The sequence below is a fragment of the Pseudoxanthomonas sp. genome (assembly GCF_035999195.1).
Taxonomy (GTDB): Bacteria; Pseudomonadota; Gammaproteobacteria; order Xanthomonadales; family Xanthomonadaceae; genus Pseudoxanthomonas_A.
Window position 1 is genome coordinate 2,016,894 of the sequence record NZ_DASYGY010000009.1, and the last position, 20,880, is coordinate 2,037,773.

At 69.1% G+C, this 20,880-nt stretch carries 16 protein-coding genes; 8 read left to right on the top strand and 8 right to left on the bottom strand.

The features are described 5' to 3' along the window. Positions 1–120: 120 nt before the first annotated feature. The 5 genes from VGN58_RS16400 to VGN58_RS16420 all read left to right on the top strand — a co-directional run bounded on the left by VGN58_RS16400 (position 121) and on the right by VGN58_RS16420 (position 5,455). Complete coding sequence (locus tag VGN58_RS16400; RefSeq protein ID WP_327484244.1) at positions 121–1,827, top strand: ArnT family glycosyltransferase; 1,707 nt, start codon at positions 121–123, stop codon at positions 1,825–1,827. Between the two features lie 127 nt (positions 1,828–1,954). Continuing rightward, positions 1,955–2,680, top strand: a complete 726-nt coding sequence (locus tag VGN58_RS16405; protein ID WP_327484245.1) for a phosphatase PAP2 family protein — start codon at positions 1,955–1,957, stop codon at positions 2,678–2,680. After that, positions 2,677–4,344, top strand: coding sequence for a phosphoethanolamine--lipid A transferase (locus VGN58_RS16410; RefSeq protein WP_327484246.1), 1,668 nt, complete (start codon positions 2,677–2,679; stop codon positions 4,342–4,344). The genes VGN58_RS16405 and VGN58_RS16410 overlap by 4 nt, the downstream gene beginning before the upstream one ends. A gap of 26 nt (positions 4,345–4,370) precedes the next feature. Further along, a complete protein-coding gene (locus VGN58_RS16415; protein ID WP_327484247.1) occupies positions 4,371–5,102 on the top strand; it encodes a glycosyltransferase family 2 protein in 732 nt (243 codons plus the stop codon). Next, positions 5,099–5,455 (top strand): lipid-A-disaccharide synthase N-terminal domain-containing protein, encoded by a 357-nt coding sequence (locus VGN58_RS16420; protein WP_327484248.1) that lies wholly within the window; start codon positions 5,099–5,101, stop codon positions 5,453–5,455. Before VGN58_RS16415 ends, VGN58_RS16420 begins: the two co-directional genes overlap by 4 nt. Here VGN58_RS16420 and VGN58_RS16425 read toward each other — a convergent pair whose 3' ends face one another. The 6 genes from VGN58_RS16425 to VGN58_RS16450 form a co-directional block, all read right to left on the bottom strand. Beyond that, positions 5,456–6,535: a PQQ-dependent sugar dehydrogenase gene (locus tag VGN58_RS16425; RefSeq protein ID WP_327484683.1), complete on the bottom strand. Its 1,080-nt coding sequence runs from the start codon at positions 6,533–6,535 to the stop codon at positions 5,456–5,458. Positions 6,536–6,792: 257 nt separating this feature from the next. Then, complete coding sequence (locus tag VGN58_RS16430) at positions 6,793–7,863, bottom strand: acyltransferase family protein (RefSeq protein ID WP_327484249.1); 1,071 nt, start codon at positions 7,861–7,863, stop codon at positions 6,793–6,795. 10 nt (positions 7,864–7,873) lie between these two features. Further along, positions 7,874–9,019 (bottom strand): N-acetylglucosamine-6-phosphate deacetylase, encoded by a 1,146-nt coding sequence (nagA, locus tag VGN58_RS16435; protein ID WP_327484250.1) that lies wholly within the window; start codon positions 9,017–9,019, stop codon positions 7,874–7,876. Beyond that, entirely contained in the window at positions 9,016–10,050 is a 1,035-nt protein-coding gene (locus VGN58_RS16440) for an SIS domain-containing protein (protein ID WP_327484251.1), read from the bottom strand. The genes nagA and VGN58_RS16440 overlap by 4 nt, the downstream gene beginning before the upstream one ends. After that, positions 10,047–11,114 carry a LacI family DNA-binding transcriptional regulator gene (locus VGN58_RS16445; protein WP_327484252.1) on the bottom strand — a complete coding sequence of 356 codons (1,068 nt, stop codon included), beginning with the start codon at positions 11,112–11,114 and terminating at the stop codon, positions 10,047–10,049. The genes VGN58_RS16440 and VGN58_RS16445 overlap by 4 nt, the downstream gene beginning before the upstream one ends. Positions 11,115–11,125: 11 nt before the next feature. Next, positions 11,126–12,439 carry a sugar MFS transporter gene (locus VGN58_RS16450; protein ID WP_327484253.1) on the bottom strand — a complete coding sequence of 438 codons (1,314 nt, stop codon included), beginning with the start codon at positions 12,437–12,439 and terminating at the stop codon, positions 11,126–11,128. Between the two features lie 397 nt (positions 12,440–12,836). On the opposite strand from VGN58_RS16450, the gene VGN58_RS16455 reads away from it, so the two are divergent. The 3 genes from VGN58_RS16455 (at position 12,837) to VGN58_RS16465 (ending at position 19,154) form a co-directional block, all read left to right on the top strand. Beyond that, positions 12,837–13,850, top strand: a complete 1,014-nt coding sequence (locus VGN58_RS16455; RefSeq protein WP_327484254.1) for a glucokinase family protein — start codon at positions 12,837–12,839, stop codon at positions 13,848–13,850. Between the two features lie 148 nt (positions 13,851–13,998). Further along, positions 13,999–16,716 (top strand): TonB-dependent receptor, encoded by a 2,718-nt coding sequence (locus VGN58_RS16460; protein WP_327484255.1) that lies wholly within the window; start codon positions 13,999–14,001, stop codon positions 16,714–16,716. A gap of 98 nt (positions 16,717–16,814) precedes the next feature. After that, on the top strand, positions 16,815–19,154 hold the full coding sequence (locus tag VGN58_RS16465; protein ID WP_327484256.1) for a beta-N-acetylhexosaminidase: 2,340 nt from the start codon (positions 16,815–16,817) through the stop codon (positions 19,152–19,154). A gap of 61 nt (positions 19,155–19,215) precedes the next feature. Here the strand turns inward: VGN58_RS16465 and VGN58_RS16470 are convergent, their stop codons facing one another. Beyond that, complete coding sequence (locus VGN58_RS16470) at positions 19,216–19,626, bottom strand: VanZ family protein (RefSeq protein ID WP_327484257.1); 411 nt, start codon at positions 19,624–19,626, stop codon at positions 19,216–19,218. After that, entirely contained in the window at positions 19,626–20,810 is a 1,185-nt protein-coding gene (locus tag VGN58_RS16475; protein ID WP_327484258.1) for a class I SAM-dependent methyltransferase, read from the bottom strand. Before VGN58_RS16475 ends, VGN58_RS16470 begins: the two co-directional genes overlap by 1 nt. Positions 20,811–20,880: the final 70 nt, after the last annotated feature.

The window sequence follows — 20,880 nt, forward strand, 5'->3', positions numbered from 1 at the left end:
CCAAGGGGAGGCCGGCAGCATCGCAGGCCGGACGTCGAAGCGCCGTCGGAATTACGACGGTTCTCTTACGTCGCATGATCCACCATCGCGCGCCCGCCTGCCGACTGCCCGACCCCGCCCATGCGATCCCTCCGCTTCCGACACGCCCCGCACTGGCAGACGCCGCTGCTGCTCGCGCTGATGGTGTGGGCCCTGCTGGCAGGCCTGGGACTGCGCGAACCGATGCCGGCCGACGAGCCGCGCTTCGTGCTCGCCGCGCGCACGATGGTGGACACGGGCCAGTGGCTGTTCCCGCATCGCGGCATCCAGCTGTATGCCGAAAAGCCGCCGACCTTCATGTGGCTGCAGGCCGCCAGCTACGGGCTGGTGCGCGACTGGCAGGTAGCGTTCCTGCTGCCGTCGCTGCTGGCCGGCCTGCTGACGCTATGGCTGTCGGGCGATCTCGCGCGCCGGCTGTGGGGACGCCGCGCCGTGCCGTATGCGGTCTTCGGCCTGTTCGTCTGCCTGCAGTTCGCGCTGCAGGCCAAGCGTGCACAGATCGACATGGTGCTGGTGGGCATGACCACGCTGTCGCTGTGGGCGCTGCTGCGCTACCTGCTGGAAAGGCCGAGCGCGTGGCTGCTGGCGCTGGGCACGTTCGCGGCAGGACTGGGCACGGTGACGAAGGGGGTCGGCTTCCTGCCGCTGCTGGTCTTCCTGCCGTGGCTGTGGGTGCGAGGGAGATCGCGACGGGCGTTGCCGTCGCACCGTGGCGTCGACGCGCTGGCGGGCGTGGCGGGCTTCCTGCTGGGCGCGGGGGTGTGGCTGGTGCCGATGCTGTCCGTCGCCCTCACCTCCGCCGACCCCGCCCTGCACGCCTACGCGCGCGAGATGCTGTTCAAGCAGACCGGCACGCGCTATGCCAACGCCTGGCACCACGTGAAGCCGGCCTGGTACTACCTGCAGACGATGGCAACGCTGTGGCTGCCGGGCGTGCTGCTGGCGCCCTGGCTGCTGCCGGCCTGGTGGCGACGTCTGCGCCGCGTCGATCCGCGCTACGCGCTGCTGTTGGGCTGGGCGCTGCTGGTGCTGCTGTTCTTCAGCGCCAGTCCGGGCAAGCGCGAGGTCTACATCTTCCCGATGCTGCCGGCGCTGGCGGTGGCGGCAGCGCCCCTGCTGTCCGGGCTGCTGCGGCGTCGCGGCGTGCGTGCCGTGCTGTGGAGTTACCTGGCCGTCCTGGCGACGGTCGCCGCTGCGCTGGGACTGTGGCTGCTGACGGCATCGCCGGAACGCGTGCAGGCGCTGGTCGAGGGTCGTGGCATGGACCTGGACACGGTGGCGCAGCTGGCGCGGTGGCTGCTCGGCTTCGCGCTGGTCGCGGTGGTCGTGATGGTCGCTGCACGGCGACGCATCGTGGTGGCGGTGGTCGCCGTGACGGCGGCACTGTGGACGGCCTGGGGCATGGGCTTCATGCCCGCGCTCAGTCCCGACAGCTCGGCACGGGCGTTGATGCAGCGGGTCGGTGAGCGCATCGGACCGGACGCGGAACTGGCGATGCTGGGCTGGCGCGAGCAGCACCTGCTGCAGGCGGACCGGCCGGTGACCGACTTCGGCTTCAAGCGGCCGTGGGTCGAGCAGTGGCAGCACGCGCACGCCTGGCTGGTGGCCGCGCCCGACCGTCGCTGGCTGTTCCTGCGCAAGCAGGCGATCGGTCCGTGCCTGGATCCGGCCAAGGTCATCGACATCGGTGCGTCCAACCGGCGCGAATGGATCCTGGCGCCCGGCGCGGCGTGGATCGACGGGTGCGACGTGCCGGCGAGCTGGTCCGCCGACGTCAGCGAAGACTGAATACTGGGCAACGCGCTCGGCGCCGAACGCGTAGGTGCGCGCGGCTTAACGCGGTTCCGACGCCGGTCCGACCGCGCTACGACACTGTGGCGACGAGCATGCGCGCACCTTGTGCCGCGCGCTTCGCATGTCCGCCTCCCCGACGTCCCTTCCCGTGCTTCCCGGACAGCGCCTGCCCGGCCTGCCGTGGGTTTCGCTGATCCTGCTGGCCGCGGCTTGGCTGGCCTCGCAAGCGCTCGACCAGGCGTGGTCGTCGTGGCTGTTCCACTGGCAGGGCGACGCGTGGTCGCTGAAGCGCGACATCCTGCTGGAGACGGTGCTGCACCGGGGCGGCCGCCTGGCGAGCCAGCTGGCGTGGGCCGGCGTGCTGGTGGCGACCGTGCTGCGCTGGCGTGCGCCGTCCGCGGTCCGCTGGACCCGTCCCGCCGCGCGACTGCTGGTGGCGGTCCTGCTCTCCACCGCCTGTGTCGCCTGGCTGAAGGCCACCACGCACATGGATTGCCCGTGGGATCTGGCCGGCTTCGGCGGCGATCGTCCCTTCGTGCCGCTGTTCGCCCCTCGGCCGGAGGGGCTGGGCGCACCGGCCTGCTTTCCGGCGGCGCACGCGGCCGCCGGTTATGTGTGGGTGGCGCTGTACTTCTTCTTCCTGCACGCGGCACCGCGCTGGCGCCACCTGGGACTGGCGGTGGGGCTGGCGGCCGGTGCCGTGTTCGGGCTGGCGCAACAGCTGCGCGGTGCGCACTTCCTGTCGCACGACATCGCCAGCCTTGCGGTCTGCTGGGCGGTGGCCTGCTGCGTGGATCGTCTCGGCGACCGGCGTGGCCCCTGCAGCGGTGGGGAGATGGGCACGTGAGCACATCCGTCCTCGACCACGCGGCACGGAGCTCCCGCCCGCGTCGCCTGCTGGCCCTGCTGCGTGTCCGTCCGCAGGTATCGCAGGAGGGGCTGATGCTGCTCGCCTGCGTCTACTTCAGCCTGTTCGCCAACGGCGTGTTCTGGCAGTCCGCCGCGCCGCATCCCTGGACACAATGGCGATGGACGCTGTCGCTGTTCCTGCTGGTCACCGCTGCGCATGGCGTGTGGCTGTCGCTGCTGGTCTGGCGGCGCACCGCGCGCGTGGTGCTGTCGGCGCTGGTGGTGGTGGCGGCGATCGCAGGGCATTACATGGCCGCCTACGGCATCTACATCGACGCCGACATGGTGCGCAACGTGCTGCACACCGACTGGCGCGAAGCCAGCGAACTGATGGGCGTCGACGCCGCGCTGCCAGTGCTCGCCGCGATGCCCGCCCTGGTCGTGATCTGGCGCGTGCGGATACGCGAGCGCACGTGGCGGCGCGCGCTCGGCATGCGCGCCGCCTTCCTCGCCGGCGTGGTCGCGGTCGGCGTGCTCGGCGTGCTGCCCTCCACCCAGCAGCTGACGGCCTTCCTGCGCAACCAGCGTGAAGTCCGCTACCTGGTGACGCCGGCGAACGTGCTGGTATCGCTGGCCAAGGTGGTCAGCGAGGAACCGCCCGGCCACGTGCGTGCGTTGCTGCCCATGGGCGAGGATGCCGTGCAGTCGCCCGCCGCCACGATGCGCCGCCCGCGGCTGCTGGTGCTGGTGGTGGGCGAGACCGCGCGCGCGGCCAACTGGGGCCTCAATGGCTATGCACGGCAGACCACGCCGGAGCTGGCCAAGCGCCGGGTCCTCAACTTCCCGCACGTCGCCGCCTGCGGCAGCAGCACGGAAGTCTCGCTGCCCTGCATGTTCTCGCCGCTGGGGCGCGAGCATTACGACGAACAGGAGATCCGCAGCCACCAGTCGCTGCTGCATGTCCTGCAGCGCGCGGGGGTGGCCACGCGCTGGCGCGACAACCAGTCCGGCTGCAAGGGCGTCTGCGACGGGCTGCCGGTCGAAGACCTGCGTGCGCGCACCGATGCAGGCCTTTGCGACGGCACGCGCTGCCACGACGGCATCCTGCTGTCGGGCCTGGCCGAGGCGGCGCGGCGGGTGAACGGCGACCAGGTCATCGTGCTGCACATGCTGGGCAACCACGGGCCGACCTATGCCGAGCGCTATCCCCGGGACTTCGGCGTCTACACCCCCGTCTGCACCACCTCCGACCTGGAGCGCTGCACGCGCGCGCAGATCACCAACGCCTACGACAACGCCCTGCGCTACACCGACCACCTGCTGGCGTCCGCCATCGACCGGCTGACGGACCTGCCGGGCTACGACACGGCCCTGCTGTACGTGTCCGACCACGGCGAATCGCTAGGCGAGAACGGGCTGTATCTGCACGGCATGCCCTACTCGATCGCCCCGCGCGAACAGCTGGAGGTGCCGATGGTCGCGTGGTTCTCGGACGGCTGGCGACGTTCCATGGACCTGGACGAGCGCTGCCTGCGGCGACAGGCGGCGGCCGGGCACTCGCACGACGACCTCTTCCACACCGTGCTGGGGCTGACCGACGTCAGGACCGCGCTGTACCGCCCGGACCACGACATTTTCCTGACCTGCCGGGGCGCACGCTGATGGCCATCCTTCCACCCTCGCCTGCCATGAGCCTGTCCGTCGTCATCCCCGTCTTCAACGAACGCGACAACATCGGTCCGCTGGTGCACGAAGTGGTGCAGCACCTGCGCGGCCGGGTCGCCTTCGATGTGGTCTGCGTGGACGACCGGTCCGACGACGATACCCGCGACGTGCTGGCGGCGCTGAAGGCCGAGGTGCCGGAACTGCGCGTGTTGCTGCACCTGCAGCGCGGCGGGCAGAGCGCGGCGATCCGCACCGGCGTGAAGCAGGCGCTGTCGCCGTGGATCGCCACCCTCGATGGCGACGGGCAGAACGATCCGGCCGACATCCCGAAGCTGCTCGCCGCGCGCGACGCCGCCGATGCGCAGACCAAGCTGTTCGCCGGCTGGCGCGTCGACCGCAAGGACACGGCGAGCAAGCGCTGGGCGTCGCGCTGGGCCAACCGCATCCGCAAGCGCCTGCTGCACGACGACACGCCGGACACCGGCTGCGGCATCAAGCTGTTCGAGCGCGCCGCCTTCCTCGAACTGCCCTACTTCGACCACATGCACCGCTACCTGCCGGCGCTGATGCAGCGCGCGGGATGGAAGACGGTGAGCGTACCGGTCTCGCACCGTCCGCGGCGCGCCGGACAGTCCAAGTACACCAATCTCGGCCGCGCCCTGGTGGGCATCCGCGACCTGATGGGCGTGTCCTGGCTGATCCAGCGCAGCCATGTGACCCCGGTCAGCGAGCTCAACGCGGGGCGCAAGCCATGAGCGCGATGGACCAGGAACTCCTCTGGCTGGGCTGGACCGGCCTGCACATGACGCCGTGGAAACTGATCGGCCTGACCGGCGCGGCGCTGTTCGGCGCGCGCTGGCTGGTGCAGTTCGTGGCCTCGCGGCGCGCGCGGCGGCCGGTGATCCCGCGCGCGTTCTGGTACATGAGCCTGGCCGGCAGCCTGATGGCGCTCAGCTACTTCCTGTTCTCGTCGAAGCAGGACGCGGTCGGCGTGCTGCAGAACCTGCTGCCGGCGTTCACCGCCGCCTACAGCCTGTTCCTGGACGTACGCCACGGCCGCGAGCAGAAGGCCGCCGCGCGCAACGCGGCGGGCCATCCTGCGCGCTGATCAACTGCGGTTCGGCGTGAGCTTCAGCAGGCGCCCACCGCCGCCGTCCTCCAGCAGCCACAGCGCGCCGTCCGGGCCCTGCTCGACCTCGCGGATGCGCCGACCCATCGGATAGCGCCGCGACTCGCGCGCCTGCGTGCCGGTGAACTCGATCTCGACCAGCGCCTGCGACGCCAGCCCGCCGATGAAGCCCTTGCCACGGAACCACGGGAACAGGTTGCCGGAGTAGATGACGAAGCCGGCCGGCGCGATCACCGGCGTCCACCACGCCTCGGGCGCATTGAAGTCCGGACGCGTGGGATGGTCGGGGATGTTGGTGCCGTCGTAGTGGTTGCCGTTGGAAACCACGGGCCAGCCGTAGTTGGTGCCGCGCTCGATCAGGTTCAGTTCGTCGCCGCCCGCCGGCCCCATCTCGTGGGTCCACAGCCGCCCCGCATTGTCGAAGGCGATGCCGAGCATGTTGCGGTGGCCCAGCGTCCATACCTGGGCGGCAATGCCGCCCTGCGCGGCGAACGGATTGTCCGGCGGCACGCTGCCATCGTCGTTGAGGCGGATCAGCTTGCCGAGCGAGGACTGCAGGTCCTGGGCGGGCGTCTGCTGGTCGCGCTCGCTGGAGGTGATCCACAGCTTGCCGTCGGCGCCGAAGGCGAGCCGGTGGCCGTAATGGTTCCCGCCGCTGACCTTCGGCAGCTGGCGCCAGATCACCTGCAGGTTGGACAGGCTGCCGCCGTTGCCGCTGGCATCGAGCTGCAGGGTCGCGCGCGCCACCGCCGCGCCGCGCGTGCTGCCGCTGCCCGTTTCGGCGTAGCTGAGATAGACCAGACGGTTGTCGGCGAAACGCGGGTGCAGCAGCACGTCGCCCAGCCCGCCCTGTCCGCCGTACGCCACCGCCGGCACGCCGATGACCTCGCCGACCTGGCCGGTGGCCACGTTCGCCAGGCGCAGCCTGCCGGACTTCTCCGTCACCAGCAGGCGGCCATCGGGCAGGAACGTCATCGCCCACGGCTCGTTGAAGGTGGCCACCGGCGCGCTGGTGAACGGGGGATCGGGCACGGCACGGGCGCGCGACAGTCCAGCCATGACGCGCCCGGTATCGGACGGCGCGGCGTCCGGCGCCGGGGTCACCGACACGACGGGCGCGGGTGGTGGCGCCACGCGCGCAGCGCGCGATGCGACCACGACCTCCACGCCCTGCTCGTTCACGGCGGCCCGCTGGCACGCGGCCATGCCGAGGCAACAGACAAGCAGCAACGGCACTCTCATGCGGGCGGCTCCGGCGGGGGTGGCTGTCTTTGTACGCCGCCCGTCCGAAGAAAAGCGTGACGGCAGGCAGGCCTTCAGACCTTCAGGTACCAGCCGCGACGATCCATCGCCCGGACCACCAGCCACCAGACGCCGACGAATGCCAGTGCGAACGCGAGCGAAGGCACGTAAGCGCCGAAGCGCGGCGTCATCCAGCCGGCGAACACGCTTTCGTACAGCGGCCCCATCCAGCCGAGGGCAAGCAGCACATAGGTCATCACGGCGGCACCGACGTAGGCGGCGATCGCGTTCACGCCGAAGCGACGGCCGAACGCCGGCCAGCCACGACGGTCCACCAGCCCATGCGCCACCCGCAGCGAGAGCATGGCGCAGCCGCCGGCGAACACCACGTAGGACGAGGTCCACAACGCCTTGTTCAACGGAAACACCAGCGACCACGCGCATCCGAGCAGGACCATGGCGATACCGGCGCCGCCGAGCGCGCGGGTCGCGCCCGACCGCAACCAGGTACCGGCGCGCACCCCGAGCAGCGTGGTGGCGAGGGCGGGCAGCGTGCTCAACAGCCCTTCCGGATCCTGGCCGCGCATCGCGACCGCATCCCACTGGTACAGCCGTGGCCCGGACAACGCGGTATCCACCCGCGCCGCCAGGTTCGTGTACGGGTCGTAGCCCCACGGCGCCAGCAGTGCCCAGTAGCCGAGCAGCGTCGCCACGATCGACGCCCACTGCACGCGCGGCGTCGTGTACAGCGCGACCAGACCCGCGATGGCGAAGCACAGGCCGATCCGCTGCAGCACGCCCCACGGGCGGAAGGAGGGCCGGTCCAGCAGCAGGTAGGCCAGCAGGTGCAGCGCCAGACCCAGCGCGACGATCTTCGCCGCCCGCCACAGCACCGCGCGCACCAGCACGGATCGCGGAACGCCTGCCTCCCGCCGCGGCACCACGCCCAGTGCGATCGAGACGCCGACGATGAACAGGAAGAACGGGAACACCAGGTCGGTCGGCGTGACGCCATGCCATTCGGCATGCAACAGCGGCGCGTACACATGCGACCAGTCGCCCGGCGTGTTGACCAGCAGCATCGCCGCGACCGTCAGGCCCCGCAGCGCATCGACGGATGCGAACCGGGCCGGCACGACACTCATGCGGCGACGTTCACTCGCCGCCGATCCACGTACCGGTCACCTGCAGGTCCGCATCCAGGGCCACCAGGTCGGCGCGATAGCCGGGCGCGATGCGGCCGTGCGTATCGCCCAGCCCGAGGAACTCCGCCGGATACGTCGATGCCATGCGTGCGGCTTCCTCCAGCGGCACACCGACCAATCGCACGCTGTTGCGTACGGCGGTGGCCATGTCCAGCGCAGAACCCGCCAGCGAACCGGCGGCGTTGCGCACCACCCCGTCGACGGCGGTGATGGTTTCGCCATACAGATCGAACGCCGGATCGTCGGAACCGACCATCGGCATCGCATCGGTCACCAGGAACACCTTGCCGCGCGGCTTGGCCGCCAGCGCCACGCGCAGGCTGGCCGGATGCACGTGCACGCCGTCGGCGATCACGCCGCACCAGCAGCCATCGTCTTCCAGCGCCGCGCCGACCGCGCCGGGCTCGCGTCCCTGCAGCGGCGACATCGCGTTGTAGAGGTGGGTGAAGCCCGATACGCCGGCCTCGATGCCGGCACGGATCTGCTCGTAGGTGGCCGCTGTGTGCCCGGCGACGACGATGGCGCCGCGCGCGACCATCGCGCGGATGGTGTCGGCCGGCACCTGTTCCGGTGCCAGCGTCAGCAGCGTCACGCCGTTGTCGAGCGAGGTGGCCATCGCGATCTCGTCGGCATCCGGCACGCGGAACTTGCCGGCATCATGCGTGCCCTTGCGCGCAGGCGCGAGATACGGCCCTTCCAGGTGGAGGCCGAGCACGCCGGGCACGCCCTGCGCGATGGCCTCGCGGGTCGCCTCGACGGCGCGCGCCATCACTTCCGCGTCGTCGCTGATCAGCGTCGGCAGCAGGCCGGTGGTGCCGAAGCGGCGATGCGCCTGTGCGATGGCGCGGATCGCCTCGACGCTCGTGTCGTTGTTGAACAGCACGCCACCGCCACCGTTCACCTGCGCATCGATGAAGCCCGGCACGAGTGCGGCACCGTCCAGGTCATGGCGGATGGCGTCGGCCGGCAGCGCTTCGACGGCCACGAGATCGGCGATCAGGCCGTCCTGCATCAGCACGGCCAGCCCCTCGACGAAGCCGTCGGGCGTCAGCACGCGGGCGTTGCACAGGGCGGTGGCAAGGCGGGGCGCGTTCATACCGTTTCGGTGACCTTGTTGAGGTGCGGCGGCACATCCGGATTGTGGCCACGCCGCAGCGCCAGCGCGTTGATGGCACGGTAGAAACTCTGGATGGTCAGCAGCGGCGCGCACGCCGGATGCGGTGCGTCGACCAGCGGGAGATCGCCCTGCCGCGACGCCACCCACACCTGCGCACCGCGCCCGCGGAACTCCTGCGCCAGCGCCAGCATGCCGGCTTCGGTTTCATCCGGCTGCGCGAAGCACAGCACCGGGAAACCGGGCCCGACCAGCGCCATCGGCCCGTGCTTCACTTCGGCCGAGCTGTAGGCCTCGGCATGCAGGCCGCAGGTTTCCTTGAACTTCAGCGCGGCTTCCTGCGCGGCGGCCAGGCCGAGGCCGCGCCCCAACACGAACAGGTTGTGCGCACCGACCAGCCCCTCCGTCAGCGGCGACCAGTCGGCCTGCCACGCACGCTGCAGCGCGTCGGGCAAGGCCAGCGCGGCATCGTGCAGTGGTGCCTCGTCCTTCCAGTACGCGGCGAGTTGCAGGATCGCGGCGAGCGAACCGAGATAGCTCTTCGTCGCCGCCACGCTGCGCTCGGGCCCCGCGTGCATCGGCAGCACGGTATCGGCCAGCTGCGCCAGCGGCGAGTCGGCGACGTTGACGATCGCCACCACGCGCGCACCGGCGTCCTTGGCCGCCGTCGCATTGCGCAGCAGGTCGGGACTCTTGCCCGACTGCGAGATCACCACGTACAGCGCGCCAGCCAGCCGCTGTTTCGCTTCGTATACCGAACCGACCGACGGCGACGCGGACGCGGTCACCACGCCGAGCTGCGTTTCGAACAGGTACTTCGCGTAGGTGGCGGCGTGGTCGGAGCTGCCGCGCGCGCAGGTCACGACGAACGGCGGCGGCGTGCGGCGCAGGTCGGCGGCGAGCGCCTTCACGGTATCGGCGTTGCGCGCGTACTGGTCGGCGATGATCGCGGCGGCTTGGGCGGCCTCCTGGTGCATCAGGGTGTCGGAAGGAGCGGGAAGCGATGGGGTCATGGCGAGAGGGGTTCGGGTCGTTCCGTGCGCGGCCGGACCGGCGCGGTGGAGCCGCGCACCACCAGCTGCGGCACGAAGCCCTGGTTGTGCACGGGGGTGGGGTTGTCGTCGTAGGCGTCGGTGCGCAGGCCGGCGATCAGCAGGCGTGCGGCCTGCTTGGCGATGTCCTGCGTGGCCTGCTTGGCGGTGGTCAGCGGCGGCCAGGACTGCTTGGAGAACGGGCTGTCCTCGAAACCGGCGATGGACAGGTCGTAGGGCACGTTCATGCCGGCTGACTTGGCGGCGGCCAGCACGCCGGCGGCGATTTCGTCGTTGGAGCCGAAGATCGCGGTCGGCGGCTCGCGCAGCGCCAGCAGGCGGCGCGCACCGCGGAAACCGTCGTCGAAGGTGTAGTCGCCCGGCACCACGAGATGCTTGTCGAGCGTGATGCCGTAATCCTTCAGCGCCTTCTCGTAACCGGCATAGCGCTCGGTACTCGAACGATGCGCCAGCCCGCCCCACAGGAATCCGATGCGCTGGTGGCCCAGCTGGATCAGGTGTTCGGTGATCTCGTAGGCGGCGTCGCGGTCGTCCACGTAGACACAGGGCAGGCCGTCCTCGGGATCCTCGGTGGCGGCGATGATGCGCACCAGCTTCACCCCGCGCGCCGCAAGGGCGGTCACGAGGTCGGCGCGCTCGGACATCGGCGCGGTCAGCACCAGCCCGGCCAGCCGCGAACGCTGCACGAATTCCACCAGTTCCTCCGCCAGCAGCGGCGACGTGGAATCCACCGGATGGATCTGCAGGCCGAAGCCGGTTTCCTTGCACGCGGCCAGCACACCGTTCTGCACGCCGATGATGTGGTACGGGTTGGGGTTGTCGTAGACCAGCCCGATCACGAACGGCGTGCCGCTGCGCAGGTTGCGCGCGGACTGGTCCGGTTCGTAGTCCAGCTCGGCGATGGCGTGCAGCACGCGCGCGCGCGTGCCCTGCAGCACCGACGGTTCGTTGTTGATGACCCGGGACACGGTCTTCAGCGAGACCTTCGCGCGTTCGGCGACGTCCTTGATGGTGGGTCGGCGCATGGGCGTTTCCGTCATGGAGGCGAGTCCGCCATGATGCCGCGTTCCGCGACGGCCGTCGCCGACGGCTTGGCGACACCCACCCGGTGGCCGGCCAGCGCGTAGTAGAGGATGTACAGGTAGCCGGGAATGGCCAGCGCGGCGAACACGGCCTGGAAGTCGTAGTGCTGCTTCAGCACCGCGAAGGCCTGCGGCAGGATGGCACCGCCGGCGATGCCCATGATCAGCAGTGCCGAACCGGTCTCGGTGTGGCGGCCCAGCCCCTTGATCGCCAGCGGGAAGATCGCCGGCCACATCATCGCGTTGGCGAAGCCCAGCGCGGCGACGAACCCGACCGACACGTAGCCGTGCGTCAGCAGCGCGCCGAGCGCGAACAGCACCCCCAGCACCGCGGAGATCGCCAGGTAACGGGCCTGCGGGACGAAGCGCGGGATCGCCGCCAGTCCGGCCAGGTAGCCCAGCAGCATCGCCGCCAGCGTGAACGAGGTGAAGAACTTGGTCTGGTCCAGCGACAGACCGAAGCCGTTGCCGTACGCGCCGATCGCATCGCCCGCCAGCACCTCGACGCCGACGTAGACGAACAGGCACAGCACGCCCAGCCACAGATGCGGGTACTGCGACAGGCCGCGTTCGCCGCCGGCGCGGGCGGGCGCCGCGTTGACCTCCGCAGGCTTCAGCTCCGGCAGCGGCGAGAACAGGATGCCGACGGCCACCACGACGAGCACGCCCGCCATCACCAGGTACGGCAGGTGGATCTTCGCGGCGAACGCCTCCAGCAGCGCCGCCTTGCCGGCCGCATCGGCGGCCTCCACCTGCGCGGCCAGGTCGCCCACGCCATGCAGCACCAGCGTGCCCAGCACGACCGGCGCCAGGATGCCGGCGACCTTGTTGCAGATGCCCATCAGCGCGATGCGCCGCGCCGCGCTTTCGATGGGGCCCAGGATGCTGACGTAGGGATTCACCGCCGTCTGCAGCAGCGCCAGGCCGCCACCGATCACGAACAGGCCGGCCAGGGCGCCGGGATACCAGCGCTGGGTGGAGAACTCGCCGAACATCGCCGCCCCCACGGCCATCACGAACAGGCTGGCGGCCAGTCCCTTCTTCATGCCGGTGCGCTTGAGCAGCGCGGCCGCCGGCAGCGCCAGGAAGAAGTACGACAGGTAGAACACCATCAGCACGAGGAAGGCGTTCACCTCGTCCAGATCGAAGGCCAGCCTGACGAAGGTGATCAGCGGCCCGTTGATCCAGGTGAAGAAGCCGATGATGAAGAACAGCACGCCGACGATGGCGAGCGAGCGCAGGGCGCTGGCGTTTGGCGCGGTGGTCATGCAATCCCCCTGGCCTGTCGAGGGCCGGCATCCCCCGGCCGGCAATCGGGAACAACGTTGTCAGAGACCTCCAGGCAAGGCCACGCCGGATGACGCGCGCGACCGCCCTGGCCGCGCTTCTGTGAGCCGCACGGCTCGTGCGCTGCAGCATGAAGTCCTGTCGGACTTGGCGAAATTGTCCCCATCGGAGCGCTCATTACCGACAACAATGGCGACAATAGTGAGCTGAATAAGGATATTGTTTCCATTTCATGATGGCCTCTCGCCTGCGGGACGGTTATTTCATGACAGAGTCTTGACAACGTTGTCAAACCCTTTCCACACTCCGGCCACATCGGGATGCGGGAGTCCCGGCCGCGAACATGTGGGGAGACGTGTGGTCGCCATAGCGAATCCAATGCCGACGGATGCCATCAGCGGGGCGCACGACGCCTTCATCGCGGCGGACGTCGGTGGCACCCACGTCCGCATCGGCCTGGTCCGGGGCAGCCACGATCCGGGCGAGCCGGTCCGCATGCTGGAGTACCGCAAGTACGCCTGCGCTGACCATGCCGGCCTGGGCGACATCGTCGCGGACTTCCTCGCCGGCCTGGGCTCGACCCGGGTGACCCGCGCGGTGATCGCCAGCGCCGGGTATGCGCTGGAAGACGGCACCGTCATCACCAACAACCTGCCGTGGCGACTGTCGCTGGCCGAGCTGCGCGCGCAGCTGGGCTTCGATGACGTGCGCCTGGTCAACGATTTCGAGGCCGTGGCGCATGCCGCCGCGCAGATGGGCGCCAGCGAGGTGCTGCAGCTCGCCGGTCCGGCCATCGCGCCGAAGCACGGCCCCACCCTGATCCTCGGGCCGGGCACCGGCCTGGGCGCCGCGGTCTGGATTCCCTCCGGCAAGCGCGCCGTGGTGCTGGCCACCGAGGCCGGCCAGGCTGCGCTGACCGCCGGCAATGCGCTGGAGATGGCGCTGCTCGCGGAGATGCTGAAGACGCGCACGCACGTGCCGGTCGAACACGCGCTGTCGGGCCCCGGCCTGATGAACCTGCATGCCGCCCTGTGCGCGGTACGCGGCGCGGCGCCGTCGGCCTACACACATCCGGGCCAGATCACGGCGGCCGCACGATCGGGCGACGACCCTCTGGCGCGCGAAAGCCTGGAGGTGTTCTGCGGCCTGCTGGGCAGCGTGGTCGGCGACATGGCGCTGTTGTACGGCGTGCAGGGCGGCGTGTACCTGGCCGGCGGCATCCTGCCGAAGATCCGCGACGTCCTGATCGACAGCCCCTTCGTGCCGCGGTTCCTCAACAAGGGATCGATGCGCGAGGCGCTGGAACGCATTCCCGTGAAGCTGGTGGAACACGGGCAGCTGGGCGTGATCGGCGCGGCCCGGTGGTACCTGGACCGGGACGACGGCAACTGAAGGAAAGCGCCGGTACAGGCGCGTGCATCAAAGGGGCGGGGTGCAGGGGACACGTGCAACGCCAGGCAACAACGCAGTACCAGGCACGGCGGAACAGCGCGAGCGACGGCTGCCGGAACACTAAAAAACGAATGATGGGAGAGACATCATGAAGTACCGCACCTCGATCCTTTCGGCCTCCATCGCCGCAGGACTCGCGTTCTCCATGCAGGTCAGCGCACAGGAATCCACCACCCCCGACGCGACCGACCTCGACACGGTCGTCGTCACCGGTATCCGCGGCAGCATCGAGAAGGCCCTCGACGCCAAGCGCGACGCCGCCACGCACGTCGAAGTCGTCACCGCCGAAGACGTCGGCAAGCTGCCGGCCAAGAACGTGGCAGACACCCTGCGCCAGCTGCCCGGCGTCAACATCGCCTCGTCCAGCGCCAGCGAGGGCGGCTTCGACGAAGCCGACCGCGTCAGCCTGCGCGGCACCAATCCCAGCCTCACCCAGACGCTGGTCAACGGCCATACGATCGGCACAGGCGACTGGTTCGTGCTCAGCCAGGTCGGCAATGTCGGCCGCAGCGTGAGCTACTCGCTGTATCCGTCCGAGATCGTGGACCGCGTCGTGGTCCACAAGACCTCCGAGGCGAAGCTGGTCGAAGGCGGCACCGCCGGATCGGTCAACATCATCACCCGCCGTCCGCTGCAGTTCGCCGAGCCGCTCACCATCCAGGGCTCCATCGGCGCCGTGCACTCCGACCTGCCGGGCGACACCAAGCCGCAGCTCGATGCGCTGCTCAACTGGCGCAACGACGAAGGCACCGCCGGCTTCATGGTGCAGGTGTTCAACGAGGAGCGCAGCCTGCGCCGCGATGGCCAGGAAGTGGTCGGCGGTTACAGCGCGATTCCCGGGACGGTCAATGGGGTGCCAACGGAAGTCTCGATCAGCAACCCGGAACTGGTGGGCGTGCTGTATCCCAACCTGATCGGCGCCGCGCTGTTCGAGCAGGTCCGCAAGCGCAAGGGCGGCGTGGCCAATATCGAGGCCAAGGTCACCGACAACCTGACGCTGAACGTCAACGCGTTCTATTCCAAGCTGGAAGCGGACAACTACAACCGCAACTACATGATGTGGGCAAGCCGCTTCGTCAACCGCACGCCCAGCAGCTATACCGTCGAGAACGGCGTGCTCACCAGTGCGACGTACTCACCGGTCACCGGCGGCACGACTGTCACTCCCTACGGCGTATACGACATGATCTCCCGCCCGGGTGCGGAATCGACGTCGAAGTACATCGCACTCGACGCGGAATGGAATGCCAGCGACGCGCTGAAGTTCGTCTTCCAGCTCGGCACCACCAAGGGCAACGGCAGCAGCCCGACCCAGGATGTGCTGGAGACCGGCATCGCCGGCAATGCCGGCGCGAGCTGGCGCATGAATGGCGTCAGCAACCCCATCGACTGGTCGCTGGGCGGTACCAATACCGCTGCGAACCATCTGCCGCAGGAAGGCTGGATCTTCGGCGCGCAGGGCATCGACGTACTGGACAAGGAAGACTGGGCCTCGGCCGACGGCCAGTTCTTCTTCCAGTCCGATGTGCTGTCCTCGCTCGACTTCGGCTACCGCTACGCCACCCATGAGCGCAGCAACGACTTCTCGCTAGCGCAGGGACCGAATTGGGCCAGCAACTGGCAGGACATCACCGCCTATCCGGCGGCGGGCGGCTTCTATCCCGGCGATTTCGGCGTGGGCGGCAACGTCCCGTCCGGTATCTGGTACTACACGCCCGGCCAGCTGGCGCAGATCAACGCCGACTTTGCCAACCGTAACAATCCGGAGCGTTTCTACTTCTCCGACGTCTACGGCGTGAAGGAAGACATCAATGCGGTGTACGCGCAGCTGAACTTCCGCGGCGACCGCTGGAGCGGCAATGCGGGCCTGCGCTATGTGCGGACGCAGACAGATGTGCATTACAACCAGGGACTGCTGCCCAACTCCGGCATCCCCGGTGCCGTCGTGGGTTCGGCGTTCGGCGACTACCTGCCGGTGGTGGTCAACAACGACTACAACGAGCTGCTGCCCAGCGTGAACTTCAAGTTCGAGCTGACCGACGACCTGGTGGCGCGCGTGTCGGGCAGCAAGACCATGACCCGTCCGGACTTCTCGGCGCTGGCCGGCTCGCTGACGCTCAACGACCTGACCCACGAAGGCAGCGGCGGTAACCCGAACCTCGACCCGCTGGTATCGACCAATTTCGACGCTTCGCTGGAATGGTACTTCGCGCCGCGTGCCCTGCTGGCCGCCAGCGTGTTCTCGATGGACCTGGATGGTTACGTCGATTTCGGCAACGTCATCGTCCAGTACAAGGACCAGCAGGCCAGCCAGGCCGCCGGCACCGACGTGTACAGCGACTACCTGGTGTCGATCCCGGTCAACTCGAACGGCAAGGCGCGCGGCCTGGAACTGACCTACGAGCAGCCGATCGGCGAGAACTTCGGCATCAACGCCAACTACACCTACGTGGACGGCGAAGCCGACGGCGGCAAGCCGCTCAACGGCACCTCCGAGAACACCTACAACTTCTCGGCCTGGTACGAGAACGCGCGCTTCAACGCCCGCGTGAACTACAGCTACCGCAGCTCGTTCTATGCCGGTGTCAGCCGCGCCGACAACTTCTACCAGGACGATTTCGCCACGGTATCGGCGTCGCTGGGCTTCAAGGCCACCGACTGGCTGACCATCAGCCTGGACGGCCTGAACCTCAACGATCCCAAGCTGAAGTACTACACCGAGAACGACGCCGTTCCCGGTTATCTGCCGCACGCGTTCTACAGCAACGGCCGCCAGTACTACCTGAACTTCCGCTTCAAGTTCTAAGCACCACGATGTAAGGGAACACTCTCCCTCTGCGGGCCCGGAGACCTCCTGGCCCGCTTTTTTTTGGGCATGCTGTGCCCACGCTATCGAGGATCCCGATGAAACGACCCTTCGCCCATCGCGCCCTGGCCGGACTGGCCTTCACTCTGCTGGCGCTGTCCGGCTGCAAGAAGCCATCCGGCGATACGGCCGCGGATGCGGCCGCATCCACGCCGATCACGCCTTCACTGATTCCGGCGCCCGCCGAACTGAAGACAGGTGAAGGCTCCTTCGTCATCAGCGTGGACACGCGCCTGTCCGCCAGTAGCGAGGCGGCGACGCGCGTCGCGCAGCAGTTCGCGGCCTATCTGCAATCGGCCGGCGGACCTGCGCTGGCCACCACGCAGGACGAAGGCAAGGGGCTGATCCGCTTCGTGCTGGAACCCTCTACTGCCGCGGCGAAGAATCCCGAGGCCTACACGCTCGACGTCACGGCCGATGGCGTCACCGTGAAAGCCGGCGACGAGCGCGGCCTGTTCTACGGCGCGGTAACGCTGTGGCAACTGCTCACCCCGGGCGACGCGGGCCGCGTCACGCTGCCCGCGATGCACATCGAGGACGCGCCCCGCTTCGGCTGGCGCGGCTTCATGCTGGATCCGGCGCGCCACTTCCAGCAGGTCGACGAGGTCAAGAAGATCATCGACGCGATGGCGCTGCACAAGCTCAACACCCTGCACTGGCACCTCACCGACGACCAGGGCTGGCGCATCGAGATCAAGCAGTATCCGAAGCTCACTGGAGTCGGCGGCTGCCGCATTCCTGCCGGCGACGGCGGCAGGGATCCGAAGACCGGCGAGCCGCGCCCGTACTGCGGCTTCTACACGCAGGACCAGATCCGCGACGTGGTGAAGTACGCCGCCGAACGCCACATCACCGTCGTGCCCGAGATCAACGTGCCCGGCCATGCGACGGCCGCGATCGCCGCCTATCCGGAGCTGGGCTCGATCGACACGCCACTGGTGCCGTCGAACGAGTGGGGCGTCTTCCCCAACCTGGTCAACGTGGAGGAGCCGACGATCACCTTCCTCGAGAACGTGCTGGGCGAAGTGGTGCAGCTGTTCCCGGGCACTTATGTCCACATCGGTGGCGACGAGGCGGTGAAGGACCAGTGGGAAGCCTCCGCGCGCGAACAGGCACGCATGCGCCAGGTCGGCGCGAAGACCGAGATGGACCTGCAGGGGTATCTGGTCGAACGCCTGGAGAAATACCTGTCGACGCACGGCAAGCGCCTGATCGGCTGGGACGAGATCCTGGAAGCGAAGCTGCCGCCGGAAGCGACGGTGATGTCGTGGCGCGGCATCGAAGGCGGCCTGCAGGCCGCGCGCCAGGGCCACGACGTGGTGATGTCGCCCTCCAACAAGACCTATCTGGATTACCTGCAGACCGCATCGCCGAACGAACCGCCGGGTCGTCCGGCGTTGATCACGCTTCAGGACGTCTACGGCTTCGAGCCCGTGCCGCCGGAGCTTGAGGACAGCCAGCGCCATCACATCCTCGGCCTGCAGGCGAACCTGTGGACGGAACACACGCGCACGTTCGCGCGGTTGCAGCACAACGCCTTCCCGCGCCTGGCCGCCGTGGCGGAAACCGGCTGGACGCCGGCGGCGAAGAAGGACTTCGCCAGCTTCGCCGCACGCCTGCCCGCGCAGCTGAAGCGCTACGACGCCATCGGCCTGGGCTACGCGAAGACACCGTTCGAGCCGCTGATCGCCACCGAGAACGACCGCAAGGCCGGCACCGCGAAGGTCACGCTGTCCAACCCGCTCGACTATCCCGTGCACTACACCACCGATGGCAGCGAACCGACGCCAGCCTCGCCGGCCTTCCGCACGCCGCTGGACGTGAAGCTGCCTGCCACCGTGCGTGCGGCCGCGTTCGCCGACGGCCGCGCGCTGGCACCCGCCTCGACGTTCGAGCTGACGCCCGCCTCGATGCTGACACGGACGGACGAAGCGATGTCGGTATGCCCGGATGCCGGGCGCCTGCTGCTGCGCCTGGAAGACGACGGCCCGCTGGAGGGCGAGCGCGCCATCTTCAACACCACGATCTTCTATCCGTGCTGGCAGTGGAACCAGGCGGACCTGGACGGCATCGGCTCGATCAAGGTCCGGGCCGGCCGCATCCCGTACTACTTCCAGCTGGCCCATGACGAACCGGCCCGCACGTTCGAGCCGGCGAAATCGCCGCTGGGCGAACTGGAAATCCTGGGCGGCGGCTGCAAGGGCCACCTGCTCGCGACCGTGCCGCTGCCGGCCGCGCCGAACGCCGACGGCTTCCTCGACCTCGAGGCGTCGCTGCCCGCCGGCACCACCGGCAGGCAGGACCTGTGCGTGCGCTTCACCGGCGATACCCGACCGCAGATGTGGGTGCTGGACCGGATCACGCTGCAGCCGCGCTGAACCGCGCCGTCATTCGCCCGGCATCACGGGGAACGCCGGGCATGTTCCGGCTTCCCTTCCGCTAGGCGCGCGCGGGCCGCCAGCGGGTATCCAGCGCGAGCAGAAAACCGCGCAACGGCGTCGGCAGCGTTGCCAATCCCGCCAGCACGCCCAGCGTGTTGGCCAGCGCGTCGTGCGGATCGGCCATGCGCGTGGTGGTCAGCGTCCCCTGCGCGAACTCCAGGCCGACGCCCAACGTCACCAGCAGCGCGGCGATGGCCATGCAGGCACGACGCGTCGCGAATACCTGCACCGCCGAGGCCGACAGCAGTGCATAGGCAAGGAAATGCTCCACCTTGTCGCCGCCTTCCGGCACCGGCGGCAATCCGCTCAGGCTGACCAGCGACAGGACGGTGACGCCCACGACCGCCGCCAGCCACAGTCCCAGCCACAAGCGCGGACGCCGGAACGGCTTCAGTGCGAATACGCGCATCAGAGACGCCAGCTCAGGTCGTTGAACAGGAAGGCCGTACCGAACTCGACCTCGCGGGAGAAGCCCATCAACTGGAAGCGCTCGCCCATCTCGCTGGGCAGCGTCAGCCGCTTGGCCTCGTTGCGCAGGCGCAGCAGCGTGGTGTCGTCCGCGCGCGCCTCGGCTTCGCTCAAGCGCTCCTGCAGGCCGTTGCCGAGCAGGAAGTTGGCCTGCGTGGTGTAGCCGGCAAGATCGAATCCGGCCTGCGTGCCGGCCTCGGCCAGCGCGGTGAAATCCACCGATGCAGTGATGTCCTGCAGGCCCGGCCACAGGTAGGGATCGTTGTGCACCCGATGGCGGTAGTACGCGCGCAGTGTGCCGGTGTCGCGGTCGGGCTGGTAGTACTCGCGCCGCGGGTAGCCGTAGTCGGCGAACAGCATCGCGCCGCGACCCTGTCCGCCCATCACCGCCTGGATCCAGTACGGCAGTTGCGGCAGCAGTTCCGACCGGTAGCCGTCGGGGAACGGCTGCCCGAGATAGCGCTCGATATGGCGCACGGCGGCCGCGAGCAACGGATCGGCCGGGCGGTCGGTGCGGACGAAGCGACCTTCCGCATCCAGCGCCACGCCTTCCTCGAACACCTCGCCGTCGCGCAGGGTGAAGCGCGACGTCGGCAGCGCATCGATCACTTCGTTGGCGAACAGCACGCCGTTCCACGCCTCGGACGGCGGACCGTCCAGCCACTCCACCAGGTCGAAGACCGGCGGAATCAGCCGTTGTCCGAGCCGTTCGCGCTGGCGCTCGCGCAGGTCGGCGCTCGGTTCCAGGATGGCGTAGCGCGCCGGCAGCGCGTCCAGTGCCAGCAGGCGCTTGAGCATGATCTCGGCGAACGCGCCGCTGCCGCCGCCGATCTCCACGAATCCGGCCTCGGGCCCGAGCTGCTGCAGCACCGGCGCCACCGCCTGCGCCACGCAACTGGCGAACAACGGGCCCAGCTCCGGCGCGGTGGTGAAATCGCCCGCCTCGCCGAACTTGGTGCTGCCGGCGCTGTAGTAGCCCAACCCGGGCGCGTAGAGGCTGCGCTCCATGAACCGCGAGAACGGCAGGCTGCCGCCCTCGGCCGCGATCTCCGCGCGGATCACGGCGGCAAGGTCGTCGCTGTGGGCGAGCGCGGCGGTGTCGGGAAGGGGCAGATCGGCGTGCATGTCGCACCGGAAGCGGGAAAACGCGTCATTGTACGTGTCGTTTCACACTGCGACCCCGGCCCTAGCCAAC